Consider the following 17,861-nt stretch of genomic DNA (forward strand, 5'->3'; position numbering starts at 1 on the left):
CCGGTAGACTGGCCTCATCCCCCTCCGCCCGCTCAGCCTGGAGTGCCCGCGTGACCGACACCTCCCTCCCGACCCAGCACGTCGTCGACACGGTCGCCAACGCGGCCGCGACGCCCGAGAAGGAGCAGCCGTACGCCGCGCTGGGCCTCAAGGACGACGAGTACGCGCGCATCCGCGAGATCCTGGGCCGCCGCCCCACCAGCGGCGAGCTCGCCATGTACTCGGTGATGTGGTCGGAGCACTGCTCGTACAAGTCGTCGAAGATCTACCTGCGCCAGTTCGGCCAGAAGGTCAGCCCGGCGATGAAGAAGAACCTCATGGTCGGCATGGGCGAGAACGCGGGCGTCGTCGACGTCGGCGAGGGCTGGGCCGTCACCTTCAAGGTGGAGTCGCACAACCACCCCTCCTACATCGAGCCGTTCCAGGGCGCCGCGACCGGCGTCGGCGGCATCGTGCGCGACATCATCTCGATGGGCGCCCGTCCCGTCGCCGTGATGGACCAGCTGCGCTTCGGCGCGATCGACGACCCGGACACCGCCCGCGTCGTGCACGGCGTGGTCTCGGGCATCTCGTTCTACGGCAACTGCCTCGGCCTGCCGAACATCGGCGGCGAGACCTACTTTGACCCGGTGTACCAGGGCAACCCGCTCGTCAACGCGCTGTCGGTGGGCGTGCTCCGCCACGAGGACCTGCACCTCGCCAACGCGTCCGGCGTCGGCAACAAGGTGGTCCTGTTCGGCGCGCGCACGGGTGGAGACGGCATCGGCGGCGCGAGCATCCTCGCGTCCGACACGTTCTCGGCCGGTGGCCCGACCAAGCGCCCGGCGGTGCAGGTGGGCGACCCGTTCGCCGAGAAGGTGCTCATCGAGTGCTGCCTCGAGCTGTACCGCGACAAGCTGGTCGAGGGCATCCAGGACCTCGGCGCCGCCGGCATCTCGTGCGCGACGAGCGAGCTCGCCTCCAACGGCGACGGCGGGATGCACATCACGCTCGACCACGTGCTGCTGCGCGACCCCACGCTCACGGCGGAGGAGATCCTCATGTCCGAGAGCCAGGAGCGCATGATGGCGGTCGTCAAGCCCGAGCTGCTCGACGCCTTCCTCGCCGTCACCGCGAAGTGGGACGTCGAGACCAGCGTGCTCGGCGAGGTCACCGACACCGGGCGCCTGGTCATCGACTGGAAGGGCGAGGAGATCGTCAACGTCGACCCGCGCACGGTCGCGGTCGACGGCCCGGTCTACGAGCGGCCCGTGGCCTACCCGGCGTGGATCGACGCGCTGCAGGCCGACAGCGCCTCCAGCCTCCCCCGCCCCACCACCGGCGACGAGCTGCGGGAGCAGGTGCTCGCCCTCCTCGGCAGCGCCAACCTCGCGGACAAGGGCTGGATCACCGACCAGTACGACTACTTCGTGGGCGGCAACACCGCGCTCGCCTTCCCGGACGACGCCGGCATGATCCGCGTCGACGAGGAGAGCGGACTCGGCTTCGCCATCGCCACCGACGCGAACGGCCGCTACTGCCAGCTCGACCCCAAGCAGGGCGCAAAGCTGGCCCTCGCGGAGGCCTACCGCAACGTCGCCGCGTCGGGCGCGGTCCCGGCCGCGGTCACCGACTGCCTCAACTTCGGCAGCCCGGAGAACCCCGAGGTCATGTGGCAGTTCTCGCAGGCCGTCGAGGGTCTTTCGGACGCCTGCCTGGAGCTGGAGGTGCCGGTCACCGGCGGCAACGTGTCGTTCTACAACCAGACCGGCGACACCCCGATCTTCCCGACCCCGGTCGTCGGCGTGCTCGGCGTGATCGACGACGTCGCCCGCCGCATCCCCGCCGGCTGGCAGGACGAGGGCGAGAACATCTACCTCCTCGGCATCACCCGGGAGGAGCTCGACGGCTCCGCCTGGGCGGGCACGATCCACGGCCACCTCGGCGGCCTGCCGCCCGCGGTCGACCTGGCCGGCGAGCGCCGGCTGGCCGAGACGCTGCACGCGGCGGCGCAGGAGGGGCTCGTCTCGTCCGCGCACGACCTCGCCGACGGCGGCCTGGCGCAGGCCCTCGCCGAGAGCGTCATGCGCTTCGGCGTCGGCGCCCGCGTCTGGCTGGGCGAGATCACGGAGCGCGACGGCATCGACGCCGCGACCGCCCTGTTCAGCGAGTCGACCGGCCGGGTGATCGTGTCGGTGCCGCGCGAGGACGACGTCAAGTTCCGCGGTCTCTGCGAGGGCCGGGGCATCCCGGTGCTGCGGATCGGCGTGACCGACGCCGAGGTCGGCACGCAGCCGGTGCTCGAGGTGCAGGACCTCTTCACCGTCGGCGTGGAGGAGCTGCGCGGCGTGCACCGCTCGACCCTCCCGGAGCACTTCGGCCCGACGGTCGCCTAGCGCCGCATCCACTTGTCACGACACGCCGTCTCGCGGACTCGCGAGGCGGCGTGTTGCGTCAAGCCGCTGCGCGTCTGAGCGGTCAGGACCGTTCGGCGACGGCCAGCTCGGCCTGCCGGCGGGTGAACAGCCGCACCCGCTGCTGCGTCAGGAGGATGCCCGCGAGCACCACCAGCGCGCCGACCGGCTCGTTCCAGCTGAGCCGCTCGCCCAGGATCAGGATGCCGAGCGCCACGCCCACGACAGGCGTCACGTAGGTCACGCTCGAGGTCGCGGTCGGACCCCACGCACGCAGCACGTTCATGTTCCAGATGTAGACGACGCCGGTCCCGAGCGCGCCGAGGGCGAGCAGCGACAGCAGCACCGGCCAGGAGAAGTCGATCGGGCTCCACGCCACGATCGGCGTGAGCACCACCATGATCGCGGCCGCGAGGCCGATGTTGAGGAAGGCCGTGGTCGTCGCCGGGATGTCGCGGCTGCTGATGAACCGGCGGATGTAGCCGAAGCTGAAGCCGTAGCAGGTCACGGCGCCCAGGCAGGCGAGCTGGCCCTGGATGCTGCCGCTCAGCGCCTCCACGTGCCACGGCCCCACGATGACCACGACGCCCACCACACCGATCAGCACGCCGAGCACCTGGTCGCGGTTGAGCTTCTCCACGCGGAACGCGACGGTCGCCAGGATGGCCGTCGTGATCGGCGTCACGGCGTTGTAGATGCTCGCGAGGCTCGACGAGACGTACTGCTCGGCCCAGGCGAAGAGGAGGAACGGCACGACGCAGTACGTGATTGCCACGACCACGAAGTGCAGCCAGACGATCGGCTCCCGCGGCAGCCGGCTGCGCATCACGAGCATGATCACGCCGAGCGTGAGCGCACCGAAGACCAGCCGCGCCCAGGCGACCTGCCCGAACGAGACGCCCTCCAGCGCGACCTTCATGAACAGGAAGCTGGCACCCCAGATGAGCCCCATCGCGATGAACTGCACAGCGACTTTCACCCTGCGAGGCTAGCGGCTGCCCCCGACGCCGGGCGCGCGGGAATCGGACCTGCAGTGCAGATTGTCCTGACCTTTGCGGGACCTGGCTGAATCGGCAGCACCGAGGCCAGACTGGAGGCCGGGAATACTCCCGCCGCATCCGCGTTGTATGCGTTTGCATACAAACGGCGAGAACGACCACAAGGAGTCAGCCATGCAGTTCGGGATCTTCTCCGTCAGCGACATCACCCGCGACCCGGTCGCGGACGCCACGCCCAGCGAGGCGGAGCGCATCGACGCGATCGTCAAGATCGCGGTCCACGCCGAGGAGGTCGGGCTCGACGTCTTCGCGGTCGGCGAGCACCACAACCCGCCGTTCTTCTCGTCGTCGCCCGCCGTCCTGCTGTCGCACATCGCGGCCCTCACCGAGCGGCTCGTGCTCTCCACCTCCACCACCCTGATCACCACGAACGACCCGGTGCGCATCGCCGAGGAGTACGCGATGCTCCAGCACCTCGCCAAGGGGCGGATGGACGTCATGCTCGGCCGCGGCAACACCGGCCCGGTGTACCCGTGGTTCGGCAAGGACATCCGGCAGAGCCTGCCCCTCGCGCTCGAGAACTACAACCTGCTGCACCGGCTGTGGCGGGAGGACGTCGTCGACTGGGAGGGACACTTCCGCACCCCGCTGCAGGGCTTCACCTCCACGCCGCGCCCGCTGGACGACGTGGCCCCGTTCGTCTGGCACGGCAGCATCCGCACCCCGGAGATCGCCGAGCAGGCGGCCTTCTACGGCGACGGCTTCTTCGCCAACAACATCTTCTGGCCGAAGGAGCACTACCAGCGCCTGATCGCCTTCTACCGCGAGCGCTTCGAGCACTACGGCCACGGCACCGCCAAGCAGGCGATCGTCGGCCTCGGCGGCCAGGCGTACATCGCCAAGAACTCGCAGGACGCCAAGCGCGAGTTCCGCCCCTACTTCAACGAGGCCCCCGTCTACGGCAACGGCCCGACGATGGAGGAGTTCGAGGAGGCGACGCCGCTGACCGTCGGCAGCCCGCAGGAGGTCATCGACAAGACGCTGACCTTCCGAGAGTGGGCGGGCGACTACCAGCGTCAGCTGTTCCTGATGGACCACGCCGGCCTCCCGCTGTCGACCGTGCTCAAGCAGCTCGACCTGCTGGGCGAGGAGGTCGTCCCCGTGCTGCGCAAGGAGCTGGCGGCCCGTCGCGACCCCGAGGTCCCTGACGCACCCACCCACGCCTCCCTCGTCACCGCCAAGTACGGCGACGAGGCGCCGCGCCAGCCCCGCCCGAACGCCAACCGCGGCGACAACGTGACCGGCGCCTCCCCCTACCAGGACACCGAGGAACAGTTCCAGGCGAGCTACCCGTCGCTCTGAGCGACGACGCCTCCCGCTATCGCGATCTCGTCTCGAAAGAAGGAATGATGACTGACACCGAGCACCGCCCGTTCCGGGTGGTCGTGGTCAACGCGGGCGTGAGCGACCCGTCCTCCACCAAGATGCTGGCCGACCGGCTGGCCCTGCGGGTGGAGGCGGCCGCGCAGCGCGACGGGCACACCGTCGAGACCCTGCACCTCGACCTGCGCGAGCTGCTGCCGGAGCTGTCGGGGGCGCTCGCCTCCGGCCACCTGGGGCCGAAGTTCACGAAGGCGATCGAGGCGCTGCGGGGCGCTGACGGCATCATCGCGACCGCGCCCGTGTACAAGGCCGGGCCGAGCGGGCTGTTCAGCTCGTTCTTCCAGGTGCTCGACAACGACCTCCTCATCGCCAAGCCCGTCGTGCTCGGCGCGACCGCCGGCACCGCCCGGCACGCGCTCGTGGTCGACGAGCAGATGCGGTCGCTGTTCGCCTTCCTGCGCACGATGACGACGCCGACCTCGGTGTTCGCGTCGACCGAGGACTGGCAGGACAAGTCGCTCGGGAAGCGCATCGACCGGGCCGCGCGCGAGCTGGTCGTGCTGATGGAGACGGGTGTGGAGGCGAAGATCAAGGACACCTCGTGGGAGCACTACCAGCACGAGTTCGGCTCGGCCGGCGGCAGCGAGCTGGGGATCGACCTGAGCTCCGACCTGATGCGGCTCGCCGCGGGAGGGTCGCTCGGGCCGAAGAAGGGGTGATCCCCGTCGCCTGATGTTCTCCACAGCGAACGCCTCTCGGGGCCCCGTCCACGACGGGGCCCCGTTCGCTTCCCCCCGGCGGTCCCTTGGGTAGGGTGGCGGGTAGACGAAGGGGGTTTCCGTGGATGTGCTTGCGGTGCTGCAGTGGATCGGGGTGATCGTGTGCCTGATCCTGGCGCTGAGCGGGCTCATCCCCGTGGTCGCGGCGGCTGCGACGTTCCTCGCCATCCCGTTCCACGCGTGGATCAACCACTACGGCAAGGCGGCTCCGTACCTCCCGCGGGTGGCGATCGTCGTCCCGGCCTGGAACGAGGGTGCCGTGATCGGCGCCTCCATCGACCGGCTGATGAAGCTCGACTACCCGCGCGAGGCGCTGCGCATCTACGTCGTCGACGACGCGAGCACCGACGACACCCCCGACGTGGTGCGCGACCGCGCGGCCCGCTACCCCGGCAACGTGCACCTGCTGCGGCGCGAGCAGGGCGGCCAGGGCAAGGCGCACACGCTCAACCACGGCATCCGGCAGATCCTCGAGGACGACTGGATGGAGGCGCTGCTCGTCATGGACGCCGACGTCATCTACACCCCGCCGTCGCTGCGCAAGATGACCAGGCACCTCGCCGATCCCGAGGTCGGGGCCGTGTCCGCGTACATCCGTGAGGGCAGCACCAGCGGGCGCAACTACCTGACCAAGTTCATCAGTGTGGAGTACGTGCTCTCGCAGCCCGCGGCGCGGCGGGCGCAGAACGTGCTGGGCGCGCAGGCGTGCCTCGCCGGCGGGGCGCAGCTCCACTCCCGCGAGAACCTCGTGGCCATCGGCGGGCGCATCGACACCTCCTCGCTCGCGGAGGACACGATCACGACCTTCGAGACCCAGCTGAAGGGCCGCAGGGTCGTGTTCGAACCGCACGCGCACGTGCTCGCCGAGGAGCCAGCGGGGGTCGACGCGCTCTGGAAGCAGCGGCTGCGCTGGGCCCGCGGCAACGTCACCGTCACCGCGCGGTACAAGGACATCTGGTTCCGGCCGTCGAAGGTGCACCACCTGGGCGCGTGGACCTTCGGCATCGTGTGGTTCAGCCTCTGGCTGCTCCCGCTCATCATGGTGCTGTCGTCGATCGGGCTGGCGGGGCTGCTGTTCCTCGACAGCGCCTTCGCGACGAGCGTGTTCCGCGTGCTCTGGATCTCGGCGGCGCTGGCGTACCTGTTCGTGCTCATCCTCGGGTCGCTGACCGACGCCCCGACGACCAAGCGCGAGCTCGGGCACGTGCTGCTCTTCCCTGGCATCGTCAACATGCTCGTGATGCTGGTGGCGCTGTTCCCGGAGGTGATGCTGGTCCGGCTGCCCGGGCTGTTCGGGGCGACGCTCGACGAGTCCACGCTGTTCGTGCTGACCCTGGCGATCTACGTCTGGATCCCGTTCTCGATGGTCGTCGCGTGGCTCGCGCGCGTCTCCGAGCGCACGCGGGCGGGCCGCTGGCTCGCGCCCGCGCTGATCTACCTCGCCGGGTACGGGTCGCTGCTGTGCGCGATCACGTTCGACTCCTACCTGAAGGAGCTGGCCGGCGCGGAGGCGCGCTGGGACAAGACCGAGAAGGTGGGCCGCGTCAGCGCCGAGTCGTGAGCTGATGCGGGTCCGCCCGCCGAGTCGTGAGCTGATGTCACGTCTCGGCGGGCGGACCCGCAACGAGTCACGACTCGGCGGGGTGCTGCTCGGCGGGGTTTTGCTCGGCGGGGTGCTGCTCGGCCGGTACTACTCGGCGGGGTACTACTCGACGATGGTCAGCTTGACCGGGATGTTGCCGCGGGTCGCGTTCGAGTATGGGCACACGTGGTGCGCCTTCTCGGCCAACTGGTCGGCCTGCTCGCGGCCGACGCGCGGGATGTAGACGTCCAGCTCGACCGCGAGGGCGAAGCCGCCGTCGCCGTTCGGGCCGATGCCGACGCTCGCCGAGACGGCGGCGTCGGTCGTGTCGAGCTTCTCGGCGCGGCCGACAGCGTGGAGCGCGCTGAGGAAGCACGCCGCGAACCCCGCGGCGAAGAGCTGCTCCGGGTTGGTGCCGTCGCCGGAGCCGCCGAGCTCGCGCGGCGGGCGGGTGTCGAGGTCGAGGCGGTCGTCCTCGCTGCGGACGTGACCGTCGCGGCCCCCTCCGGTGGCATGTGCGATGGCGGTGTATGCGATGTCCATGTCCTCAGCCCATCCCAGCCGTCTGGATAACGGCTGGGAGGCCGCCCAGCCGTCGGGTGTACGGCTGGGCGCTGCGGCGCGCGGCGCTGCGCGGCGGCGTCGGGAGGCTCGGGTAGCGTTGATCCGTGCCTCCCGTCGCCCCGCCTCCCGCCGCCCCGGACCGCGCCGGAGGAGGCGCCTGATGCGCGTGCGCGGACTGGTGCAGTCGAGCCTGACCCAGGAGGTCACGGCCGAGGCCGACGATGCGCAGACGGCGCGCGCCCTGGTCGAGGAGCAGGTCCCCGAGGGCTACGAGCTCCTGCAGGTGCACAACGCCATGCCCCGCGGCGGCCGTGTGATCGCGACCGGCCTGATGCGGCCGACCGCGGTCCAGGAGCTGGAGGCCGACGGCCCCGACTACGCGTCGGCGCGCGACGCACTGCGCGCGGCCGTCCCGGCCGACCACCGCCTCCTCTCGATCGTCGTCGACTGACCCGCCGTCCCGCCCGGCCCGGTCCGTAGCCGCCGAGTACGCGCGAATTCGCGCCAAAACCGTCGAGTACGCAGAAAGTCCGCGTACTCGACGGTTTGCTACGGGAGGGGGAAGGGCTGGGCCGAGGCGACCTCCAGGAGGGGCCAGAGGCGGGCGCCGGTACGCGGTGAGTGCGAGAAGCGGGTCGGGTGCGCCTGCACGGGGATGCCCTTCGTGCGCGCCAGCGGGCCGAGGTAGTCGTCGCCGGTGAGGGTCTCGTCGAGCATCGCGCGCACCGGGGCCCAGGCGCCATGATCCTTGCCCTGCGTCCACGCGGCCTGCAGGTTGTCGACGAACCGCTTCGCGCGCGACGGGTGGTTGACGCCGCGGATGCCGGGCGTCCGGCCCGAGGTGGAGTATCCGGGATGCACGACCAGGCTCGTCACTCCGCTTCCGCCTGCCCGCAGCCGGCGCTCCAGCTCGAAGCCGAACGCCTGCAGCGCGATCTTCGACCCGGAGTACGCGCGCCACGACGTGTAGGAGCGCTCGAGCTGCAGGTCGTCGAGCCGCAGCCTCCCGAGCCGCGTGGCCAGCGAGCCGAGGGAGACGACGCGGACGCCACCGGCACCGCCGACGCCCGCAGCGCCGCCTGCATCACCGGAACCACCGGCGCCCGCCACGCCCGCCGCCGTCCGCTCCAGCACCGGAAGCACGCGCGCCACCAGCCGGAAGTGCCCGAGCACGTTCGTGGAGAGCACCAGCTCGTTGCCGTACGGGTCGGTGCGGCGGGTGCGCGGCGCGTGCACGATGCCCGCGTTGAGGATGAGCCCGTCGAGCCGGTCGCGCTCCAGCAGCCCTTCGGCCGCGGCGTCGACCGAGGCGCGGTCCGTGACGTCGAGCGGGGTCGCCTCCACCCGGGCGCCCGGGACGCGGCGGCGGATCGCCGCGACGGCAGCCTCCGCCCGCTCCTGATCGCGGCAGGCGAGGATCACATGTGCACCCGCGCCGGCGAGCTGCTCGGCGGTGAAGTAGCCGACGCCCGCGTTCGCGCCCGTGATGGCGATGGTGCGGCCGTGCGTGTCGGGCAGCGCGGCCGGGTTCCACGCCATGCGGTCAGGCGCCGTTCTCGGTCGCGATGCGCTCGTGGTGGTGGATGACCTCGGCGATGATGAAGTTGAGGAACTTCTCGGCGAACGCCGGATCGAGGTGGCTCTCCTCGGCGAGCGCGCGCAGGCGCTCGATCTGCTCCCGCTCGCGCTCGGGGTCGGCGGGAGGGAGGCCGTGTGCGGCCTTCAGCGCGCCGACCTGCTGGGTGAACTTGAACCGCTCGGCCAGCATGTGGATGACGGCGGCGTCGATGTTGTCGATGCTCTGCCGGATGCTGTGCAGGCGCTCGACGGCGTCGGCGACGGACTCGTTCTCAGGCATGTTCCGACCCTAGCGGGTGGCGGCGACCGCCGGACGCGGGAGGCCGGCCACGGCCTCCCGCGGACGGTCACAGGCTCGGCGCGGGGTCGGCCAGCACGCGCCGCAGCACCGGACGGGTCGCCAGCAGCGCGAGCCGCACGAGCAGCACGCCGGCGGCGAGGCACGCTGCGATCACGGCGATGCTCGCAGGCGCGATGATCAGGCTCGCACCGGCGAGCGGGAGCACGACGACCGCCGCGGTCAGGGCGGCCGTCACCGTCGTCACGCGCAGCGGCGACATGATCGCGCGGGTGCGGGCGGCCTCCATCTCGGTCAGCGGCATGCCGAGCCGGTCGAGGCTGACGTAGAGGTCGCGGCGGTCGAGGACCGCGGCGGCCTGGTTCACGCCGGCCGAGCACGCGACCATGAGGAACGAGGCGACGACCGTGATCACGATGCCGGTGCGGATGTCGGCGAGCAGCTGCGCGGACTCCTCGTCCTGGCCCAGCGCGCCGAGCACGGCGACGCCGACACCGGCGAACACCGCCATGAAGCTCGTCATCGCGACGCCGGAGACCTGTCGCCACGCCGCCTTCGGCGACTCCAGGACCGTGCGTGCGGCGATCAGCCGGCGGGCGGTGCGGGCGCGCCGCGCCTGCCGCGACGCCACGACCCGCAGCAGCCACGGGCCGACCAGGTTCAGGACGGCGATCGTGCCGCCGAAGCCGAGGGCGAGGATGGTGAGGATCATCGCCACTCCGCCGGCGAGCTGCAGCGCACTCATCGCGGCGAACGCGAGCGCCACCACCGCCACCCCGATGAGGAGGCGGGCCCAGTGGAGGCGCGGAGCCTCCTGCTTCGTCCGCACGCCGAGCGGCGACAGCACGACCCGGCGCAGCCCGATGGCGGCGCTCACGGCGGCGAGCGCGCCGATGCCCGCCACGGCGATGACGAGCGCCGCGGGAGGCAGCAGCACGGCGGTGCCCAGCGCCTCCCCCCGGAACGGGATGAGGTCCACGAGCGGTGCGACGGCCAGGAAGAGCAGCAGGCCGACGACGGCGCCGGCGATGGCGAGCAGCGTCGACTCGATGACGGTGAGGGCCGTCACGAGCGACGGCGTCGCACCGAGCAGGCGCAGGGTCGCCAGCCGGTCGTCGCGGCGCCGGGCGGACAGCCGCGCGGCTGAACCGCCGAGCGCGACCAGGGGCACGACGAGCAGGGCGAGCGCGACGACGGCGAGCGCCTGGTAGACGAAGGCCTCCTCGTCGGTCCACGAGAAGAAGGCCTGCGCGCCGCCGGCGACGATGAGCAGGAGCGCGGTGACGACCGCGAAGGCGACGACCGGGAGGACCACGGTTGAGCGCTCGGCGGCGCCGCGGCGCGCGAAGAGCCAGGCGAGGCGGATCGTCGTCATCGGGTCACCGCCTCGTCGACGATCCGGCCGTCGGCCAGCCGGACGACGCGGAAGCAGCGCGCGGCCACCTCCTCGTCGTGGGTCACGACCACGAGCGAGCGGCCGCGTCCGGTCGTGGAGGCGATGAGCGCCTCCATCACGTCGGCGGAGGTGTGCGAGTCGAGCGCGCCGGTCGGCTCGTCGGCGAACACGACCGCGGCGCCGCCGACCTGCGCGCGGGCGATGGCGACGCGCTGCGCCTGGCCGCCCGAGAGCTGGCCGATGCGCCGCCCCTCGAATCCGGAGAGGCCGAGGGTCGCGAGCCACGCACCCGCCGTCTGCTCGGCGGAGCGACGGTCGTGGCCGGCGAGCAGGAGGGGCAGCGCGGCGTTCTCGATCGCCGTGAGCTCGGGCAGCAGGAGGCCCTGCTGGAAGACGAACCCGAAGGCCTCCCTGCGCAGCCGGCTGCGCTCGCTCTCGCCCAGCGCGGTGACCTCCACCGGGCCGTGCGCGCTGGCGAGGACGACCGAGCCGGCGTCGGGGCGGATGATGCCGGCCAGGCAGTGCAGCAGGGTCGTCTTGCCGGAGCCCGATGCGCCCATGATGGCCACGGACTCGCCGGGCAGCACGCGGAAGTCGACGCCGGCCAGCGCGGTGGCGGTGCCGTAGGTCTTGGTGAGGCCGGTCGCGGCGAGTGCGGGAGCGGTGCTGGATGTCATGCCTCCAGCCTCCCGTCCCGCGTCTTTCCACACATCGGTCCGCGGCGGCATCTCTCCACGGATTCCGTCATCCTCGCGGCGTAGCACCCTCGGTCGATACGGTGGATCCATGCAGCAGAACCAGTCGTCTTCCTCCACCACGGTCTCCGATGCGCCCGTCGACGAGCAGTCGGTCCGCGAGCTGACCGGTTCGGGCCTGCGGCTCGCGCTGATCGACACCTCCGACGACGCGGCGTTCGGTGAGTGGATCCGCGCCGACTTCCGCGGCTTCCACAGCCCGGCCCCCAAGGAGGAGGTGCTGACGGAGGCGCGCGGCTACCTCCGCGACCGTCGCACGACCGCCGTCTACGACGACACCATCCCGTCGCCGACGCCGGTCGGCACGGTGAACTCGTGGGTGGCCCCGCTGACCGTGCCGGGCGGCTCGCGCGTCGACGCCTGGGCGATCAGCTCGGTGACGGTGGCTCCGACGCATCGGCGACGCGGCGTCGCGCGGGCCCTGCTGGGCTCGGAGCTCCGGACGGCCGCGGCGCAGGGTCTGCCGCTGGCGATCCTCACCGTCTCGGAGTCGGTGATCTACGGCCGCTGGGGCTTCGGGCCGGCGACCTTCGCCTCGGAGTGGCGGGTCGACACCAAGCGGGTGCGCTGGGCCGGGCCGCAGACCGGCGGACGGCTCTCGTTCACCGATCCCGAGACGTATCGCGAGACCGCCTACGGAGTGCTCGACGCCGTGATGGCATCGCGTCCGGGCGAGATCGGGCTCTCGCCGTATCTGGCCGACCGCCTCATCGGACCGCTCAAGGGCACGCCAGACGCGGAGCGGTTCCGGCTGGTGCGCTACGACTCCGCGGAGGGCGAGCCGCAGGGCTTCGTCAGCTACACGGTCAAGGGCGAGGACGACTTCACCCGCCACAAGGTCGAGGTGGAGTACCTGGCCGCCGCGACCGACGAGGCTCTCGTGGCGCTGTGGCGGTTCCTGCTCGAGCTCGACCTGGTCGCCGAGGTCCGGGCGTGGACCCGCGGCGTCGACGAGCCGCTGCACGCTCTCGTCTCCGACGTACGCGGGGCGCGGGTGACCGCTGTCGAGGACCACCTCTGGGTGCGCATCCTCGACATCCCGGCGGCGCTGGAGGCGCGCGGCTACGAGCGCGACGGCTCCCTGGTGCTCGACGTCTCCGACGACCTCGGCCTGGCCTCCGGCCGGTACCGCCTGACGGTCACCGACGGCGCGGCCCGGGTGGAGGCGACCGACGACGCCCCGGACGTCACCCTCCCGGTCTCCGTCCTCGGCAGCGTCTACCTCGGGCACGACCTGGCGCGCGCGCTGGCGCTCGCCGGCCGGATCACCGGCGACGCGGTCGCGCTCGACCGGCTCTTCCGCACGGCGGTGCCGCCGCGGCTGAGCACCTGGTTCTAGGGGGCGCCGGCCGGCTCAGTCAGCTCGGCAGGGTCGATGGCGTCCGCCGGCTCGGTCGGCTCAGTCGACCAGGTCGTGGCGCACCACGATTTCGTCGCGGGCCGGGCCCACGCCGATCGCGGAGATGCGGGCGCCGGACATGCGCTCCAGCGCGAGGACGTAGTCCTGCGCGTTCTTCGGGAGGTCCTCGAAGCTGCGGGCACCGCTGATGTCCTCGGTCCAGCCGGGGAACTCCTCGTAGATCGGCTTCGCGTGGTGGAAGTCGCTCTGCGAGGACGGCACCTCGTCGTGGCGCACGCCGTCGACGTCGTAGGCCACGCAGACCGGGATGCTCTGGATGCCGGTCAGCGTGTCCAGCTTGGTCAGCACGAAGTCGGTGACCCCGTTGATCCGGGCCGTGTAGCGGGCGACCGGGGCGTCGTACCAGCCGGTGCGGCGCGGGCGCCCGGTGGTGGTGCCGAACTCGAAGCCGCGCTCGCGGAGGAACTCGCCCCACTCGTCGAACAACTCGGTCGGGAACGGGCCGGCGCCGACGCGCGTGGTGTACGCCTTCACGATGCCGATCACGCGGTCGATGCGGTTCGGGCCGATGCCGGAGCCGGTGGCCGCGCCTCCCGCGGTCGAGTTGGAGGAGGTCACGAACGGGTAGGTGCCGTGGTCGACATCCAGCATGGTCGCCTGGCCGCCCTCGAACAGCACGTACTTGCCGTCCTCGAGCGCCCGGTTCAGCAGCAGCGACGAGTCCACGACCATGGGGCGGAGCCGCTCGGCGTACGAGAGCAGGTCGTCCACGATCTCGTCCACACCGATGGCGCGACGGTTGTACACCTTGACCAGGAGGTGGTTCTTCTGGTCGAGGGCGCCCTCCACCTTCTGCCGCAGGATGTTCTCGTCGAAGAGGTCCTGGATGCGGATGCCGACGCGGTTGATCTTGTCGGCGTAGGTGGGGCCGATGCCGCGGCCGGTCGTGCCGATCTGGCGCTTGCCGAGGAAGCGCTCGGTGACCTTGTCGATCGTGCGGTGGTACTGCGTGATGACGTGCGCGTTCGAGCTGATGCGCAGACGCGAGACGTCGACGCCGCGGGCGATGAGGCCGTCCAGCTCCTGGAAGAGCACCTCGAGGTCGACGACCACGCCGTTCGCGATGACCGGCGTGACGCCCTCGGTCAGGATGCCCGACGGCAGCAGGTGCAGCGCGTACTTCTCGTCGCCGACGACGACGGTGTGACCGGCGTTGTTGCCGCCGTTGAACTTGACGACGTAGTCGATGCGGCTGCCGAGCAGATCGGTGGCCTTGCCTTTGCCTTCATCGCCCCACTGGGCGCCGATGATCACGATCGCGGGCACGTGCTCACGTCCTCTCGGTGGTTGGGCGCAACGGCGAATCCCCGACGACCGCTGCACTCGATCCTATCGCGACCCGGATGAGGGGTCGTCGGATGGGGCGGACTAACTTGCACACCACTGTGCAAAAAAGGAGTAGAATGCCGATATGCCCACTTCCTCCCCCCGTGCTCCGCGGCGCGATGCCGCCGCGAACCGGGAGGCGATCCTCGCGGCCGCCGGCGCGGCGCTGAACGAGGACATCGACGCCTCCCTCGAGACCATCGCCGCGCGTGCCGGCCTCAGCCGCCGCGCGATCTACGGGCACTTCTCGACCAGGGACGAGCTCCTCATCGACGTCTACACCCGCGGTGCCGCGCGGCTCGCCGCGCTGCTCGAGCCGGTGTCGCACCCCGACTCGCGCGTCGAGATCGCCCTGCTCGGCGCGACCCTGTGGTCCGAGGTCGAGCACATCCGGGTGAGCGCGGCGATGGCGGTGCGCGGGCCGCACCGCGCGCTCGTCGGCAGCGCGATGGACCCGGCCAGGGAGCGCCTCCGCGAGACCGTCCGACGCGGTCGCGAGGCGGGTGAGCTCCGCACCGACCTCGAGCTCGAGACGGTCACGCGCCTCATCGAGAACGCCGCCGTCTCGGTGCTCGACGAGGCGACCCGCTCGGGGCTGTCGCCCGCCACCGGCCACCGCCTGGTGATGCTCGCCGGGCTCGGCGCCGCCGGACTGAGCTGGCGGGAGGCCGACGCGCTCGTCGACGGCACGCCCGAGCTGGCGTTCGAGGCCGTGCAGGCGGCGCACGCCGCGCCGGCCTCCTCGACCCCCCTCGCGGGAGCCACCCGATGAAGGTCGTGCTCGACGGCGTCGCCAAGGGTCCCCGGCACGCCGCCCTCCCTCCGACGTCCGCGTCCTTCCAGAGCGGCCAGGCCGCACTCGCGCGCGCCGAGACCGAGCAGCGCCCGACCGTGCTCGGGCTGATCGCCTCCGGGCGGATGCGGCCGGACACCGGGACCGTGACCATCGACGGCGCGACGGACTACTCGGCCATGCGCCGCCGGATCGCGCTCGTCGACGCCCCCGACGTGAGCGAGCCGGCGTCCGACGTCAGCGTGGCCGGCATCGTCGCCGAAGAGCTCATGTTCGCCGGCCGCGCCTCCCACCCCCGGGCGGTCGGCCGCAAGCTCGCGGAGCTCGACGCCGCCGACTACGCGCGCTGGTCGATCGGCACGCTGCCGCCGACCCTGCGCATCCGGCTGCTCGCCGAGCTCGCGCTGATGCGGAAGGGCGTCGAGGCGCTCGTCATCGTCTCCCCCGACCGGCACGGCGGCGACCCCGTCGAGTGGTGGCGGTTCGCGCGCGAGCTCGCCGGCCGCGGCATCGCGGTGCTGGTGATCGCCGGAGACGCCTCTGCCGCGGCCATCGCCGCCGCCTCCCTGGTCTCGCGCCTGGACGAGACCGGACCCCAGACCTCCGGAGGAGTCCGGACATTCGACGAGGACCCGGGCCGGGACGACACCGACGACCTGCCCGACCTGATCGTGACGGAGCCCATCGAGGAGGGCGCATGAAGATCCCGCAGATGATCGCGGCGGAGTTCCGCCGCCTGACCGCCAGCCCGATGTCGATCGTCGCGCTGATCGCGCTGATGGCCGTCCCGGTGCTGTACGGCGGCCTGTACCTGTGGGCCAACCAGAACCCCTACGCCAACCTCGACAAGGTGCCCGCGGCGATCGTCGTCGACGACACCGGCGCGACGGTCGACGGGTCGGAGGTGAACTACGGCGAGAAGGTGGCCGACCAGCTCGTGAAGGACGGGTCGTTCGACTGGACCGTCGTCTCCTCCCCCTCTGCCGCCGCTCGCGGCGTCGACGACTCCGCCTTCGACTTCAGCATCACCTTCCCCGAGGACTTCTCGTCGGCGCTCGCGTCGGCCTCCGGCGACAGCCCGCACCAGGCGGTCGTGACGCTGACGACCAACGACACCAACAGCTACCTCGCCTCGACCATCGGGACGCAGGCGGCCGAGAAGATCCGCACCTCCATCGTCCAGCAGGTCAACGAGCAGGCGGCGAAGCAGTTCCTCGTGGGGCTCGCCGACATCCGCTCCAACCTGGTGAAGGCGGTGGGAGGGGCCGACCAGCTCGTCGACGGCAGCGCGACCGCGCAGTCGGGGGCGTCCGCGCTCGCCGACGGCACGGCACAGCTGGCCGACGGTTCGCAGACGCTGGCGACCTCGCTCGGCACGCTCGCCGACGGTGCGCAGCAGGTCAGCGACGGTGCAGCACAGCTGAAGGACGGCGCCGCGCAGGTCGCCGCCGGCAACGACCAGCTGGCCGCGAAGGCGACGGAGGCCGGCCAGGTGGCCGCCCAGGTCGCCGCCGACGCCCCCGCGGTCGGGCAGCAGCTCATCGCACGGCTCCAGGCGGCCGGCGCGACGCCCGAGCAGCTCGCCCAGGTGCAGGAGGCCCTCGACCAGATCGACGGCAAGGTGCAGAACGGCAACACGCAGGTGCAGACCCTCGTCGGTCAGGTGAACCAGCTCGCCGCGGGCGCCGACCAGGTGTCGGCCGGGGCGTCGCAACTGGCGTCCGGCGCCTCCCAGGTCGCCTCCGGATCGCACCAGGCCGCATCGGGGGCGGCCGAGCTCGCGTCGGGAGCCTCCAGCGCCTCCACCGGCGCCGCGCAGCTGCGCGACGGACTGACGACCCTGCACGACGGCACGGCCGAGCTCCGCGACGGGCTGAAGGACGGCGTGCAGCAGATACCCGACTCCTCGGCCGACCTGCGGCAGAAGCAGGCCTCGACCATCGCCGACCCCGTCGACCTCCGGAACAAGTCGATCACCTCGGCCGGGACGTACGGCGCCGGTCTCGCGCCGTTCTTCGTGGCGCTCGCCGGCTGGATCGGCATCTACGCGCTGTTCCTCATCGTCAAGCCGGTGTCGCGCAGGGCCATCACGGCCCTCCACTCGCCCGTGAAGGTGACGCTCGCCGGCTGGCTCACGCCGGGCCTCCTTGGCGCGGTGCAGATGGTCGGGCTGTTCGCGATCGTGGCGGGGGCGCTGCAATTCGGCATCGAGAACCCGCTCGGGATGTACGGGCTGATGGCGCTCGCCTCGCTCACCTTCGCGGCGATCATCCTCGCGCTCAACGTCTGGCTGGGCAGTGTCGGCCAGTTCCTCGGCCTGGTGCTCATGGTGCTGCAGCTCGTGACCGCGGGAGGCACGTTCCCGTGGCAGACGCTGCCGGGGCCGCTCGCCGCGCTGCACCACGTGCTCCCGATGTCGTTCGCGGTCGACGGGATCCGCCAGCTGATGTATGGCGGCAACCCGGCGACGGCCTGGGCGGACGCGGGAGTGCTCGCCCTGTGGATGCTGATCGCGCTGCTCATCGCGGCGATCGGGGTGACGCGGATGACGCACTTCCGGACGCTGCGCGACCTGCGGCCGTCGCTGATCGGGTAG

General features: G+C 71.7%; 16 protein-coding genes. 9 read left to right on the forward strand and 7 right to left on the reverse strand.

Annotation, left to right across the window (positions count from 1 at the left end):
• Window positions 1–50 precede the first annotated feature (50 nt).
• A complete protein-coding gene (gene purL, locus ACR9ZG_RS12440) occupies window positions 51–2,375 on the forward strand; it encodes a phosphoribosylformylglycinamidine synthase subunit PurL (protein WP_481285158.1) in 2,325 nt (774 codons plus the stop codon).
• An 82-nt stretch (window positions 2,376–2,457) separates the two neighbouring features.
• On the opposite strand, the gene ACR9ZG_RS12445 is transcribed toward purL, so the two are convergent.
• Window positions 2,458–3,372, reverse strand: coding sequence for a DMT family transporter (locus ACR9ZG_RS12445; protein WP_481285159.1), 915 nt, complete (start codon window positions 3,370–3,372; stop codon window positions 2,458–2,460).
• A gap of 193 nt (window positions 3,373–3,565) precedes the next feature.
• Between ACR9ZG_RS12445 and ACR9ZG_RS12450 the strand changes: the two genes are divergently transcribed.
• From ACR9ZG_RS12450 to ACR9ZG_RS12460, 3 genes are all read left to right on the forward strand, one after another.
• Complete coding sequence (locus ACR9ZG_RS12450; protein WP_481285160.1) at window positions 3,566–4,753, forward strand: LLM class flavin-dependent oxidoreductase; 1,188 nt, start codon at window positions 3,566–3,568, stop codon at window positions 4,751–4,753.
• A 47-nt stretch (window positions 4,754–4,800) separates the two neighbouring features.
• Window positions 4,801–5,493, forward strand: coding sequence for a CE1759 family FMN reductase (locus ACR9ZG_RS12455; protein ID WP_481285161.1), 693 nt, complete (start codon window positions 4,801–4,803; stop codon window positions 5,491–5,493).
• A gap of 136 nt (window positions 5,494–5,629) precedes the next feature.
• Window positions 5,630–7,114, forward strand: coding sequence for a glycosyltransferase (locus ACR9ZG_RS12460; RefSeq protein ID WP_481285173.1), 1,485 nt, complete (start codon window positions 5,630–5,632; stop codon window positions 7,112–7,114).
• Window positions 7,115–7,258: 144 nt separating this feature from the next.
• On the opposite strand, the gene ACR9ZG_RS12465 is transcribed toward ACR9ZG_RS12460, so the two are convergent.
• The gene (locus tag ACR9ZG_RS12465) at window positions 7,259–7,678 is read right to left on the reverse strand and encodes an organic hydroperoxide resistance protein (protein WP_481285162.1); all 420 of its coding nucleotides are present in this window, start codon (window positions 7,676–7,678) and stop codon (window positions 7,259–7,261) included.
• A gap of 181 nt (window positions 7,679–7,859) precedes the next feature.
• On the opposite strand from ACR9ZG_RS12465, the gene ACR9ZG_RS12470 reads away from it, so the two are divergent.
• On the forward strand, window positions 7,860–8,150 hold the full coding sequence (locus tag ACR9ZG_RS12470) for a hypothetical protein (RefSeq protein ID WP_481285163.1): 291 nt from the start codon (window positions 7,860–7,862) through the stop codon (window positions 8,148–8,150).
• Between the two features lie 98 nt (window positions 8,151–8,248).
• On the opposite strand, the gene ACR9ZG_RS12475 is transcribed toward ACR9ZG_RS12470, so the two are convergent.
• The 4 genes from ACR9ZG_RS12475 to ACR9ZG_RS12490 form a co-directional block, all read right to left on the reverse strand.
• On the reverse strand, window positions 8,249–9,238 hold the full coding sequence (locus ACR9ZG_RS12475) for an SDR family NAD(P)-dependent oxidoreductase (RefSeq protein ID WP_481285164.1): 990 nt from the start codon (window positions 9,236–9,238) through the stop codon (window positions 8,249–8,251).
• A 4-nt stretch (window positions 9,239–9,242) separates the two neighbouring features.
• Window positions 9,243–9,557, reverse strand: a complete 315-nt coding sequence (locus ACR9ZG_RS12480; protein WP_481285165.1) for a chorismate mutase — start codon at window positions 9,555–9,557, stop codon at window positions 9,243–9,245.
• Window positions 9,558–9,624: 67 nt separating this feature from the next.
• Window positions 9,625–10,950, reverse strand: a complete 1,326-nt coding sequence (locus tag ACR9ZG_RS12485) for an FtsX-like permease family protein (protein ID WP_481285166.1) — start codon at window positions 10,948–10,950, stop codon at window positions 9,625–9,627.
• Window positions 10,947–11,648 (reverse strand): ABC transporter ATP-binding protein, encoded by a 702-nt coding sequence (locus ACR9ZG_RS12490; protein WP_481285167.1) that lies wholly within the window; start codon window positions 11,646–11,648, stop codon window positions 10,947–10,949. The genes ACR9ZG_RS12485 and ACR9ZG_RS12490 overlap by 4 nt, the downstream gene beginning before the upstream one ends.
• A 109-nt stretch (window positions 11,649–11,757) precedes the next feature.
• On the opposite strand from ACR9ZG_RS12490, the gene ACR9ZG_RS12495 reads away from it, so the two are divergent.
• Complete coding sequence (locus tag ACR9ZG_RS12495; protein ID WP_481285168.1) at window positions 11,758–13,065, forward strand: GNAT family N-acetyltransferase; 1,308 nt, start codon at window positions 11,758–11,760, stop codon at window positions 13,063–13,065.
• A gap of 60 nt (window positions 13,066–13,125) precedes the next feature.
• Here the strand turns inward: ACR9ZG_RS12495 and ACR9ZG_RS12500 are convergent, their stop codons facing one another.
• Window positions 13,126–14,412, reverse strand: a complete 1,287-nt coding sequence (locus ACR9ZG_RS12500) for an adenylosuccinate synthase (protein ID WP_481285169.1) — start codon at window positions 14,410–14,412, stop codon at window positions 13,126–13,128.
• 145 nt (window positions 14,413–14,557) lie between these two features.
• Here ACR9ZG_RS12500 and ACR9ZG_RS12505 point away from each other — a divergent pair, with 145 nt between their 5' ends.
• The 3 genes from ACR9ZG_RS12505 to ACR9ZG_RS12515 are packed head-to-tail and all read left to right on the forward strand — an operon-like array spanning window position 14,558 to window position 17,861.
• Window positions 14,558–15,244, forward strand: a complete 687-nt coding sequence (locus ACR9ZG_RS12505) for a TetR/AcrR family transcriptional regulator (RefSeq protein WP_481285170.1) — start codon at window positions 14,558–14,560, stop codon at window positions 15,242–15,244.
• Window positions 15,241–15,966 carry a hypothetical protein gene (locus ACR9ZG_RS12510; RefSeq protein WP_481285171.1) on the forward strand — a complete coding sequence of 242 codons (726 nt, stop codon included), beginning with the start codon at window positions 15,241–15,243 and terminating at the stop codon, window positions 15,964–15,966. The genes ACR9ZG_RS12505 and ACR9ZG_RS12510 overlap by 4 nt, the downstream gene beginning before the upstream one ends.
• Complete coding sequence (locus ACR9ZG_RS12515) at window positions 15,963–17,861, forward strand: YhgE/Pip family protein (protein ID WP_481285172.1); 1,899 nt, start codon at window positions 15,963–15,965, stop codon at window positions 17,859–17,861. Before ACR9ZG_RS12510 ends, ACR9ZG_RS12515 begins: the two co-directional genes overlap by 4 nt.

The sequence above is a fragment of the Leifsonia sp. KNZ12-8B genome (assembly GCF_056755495.1).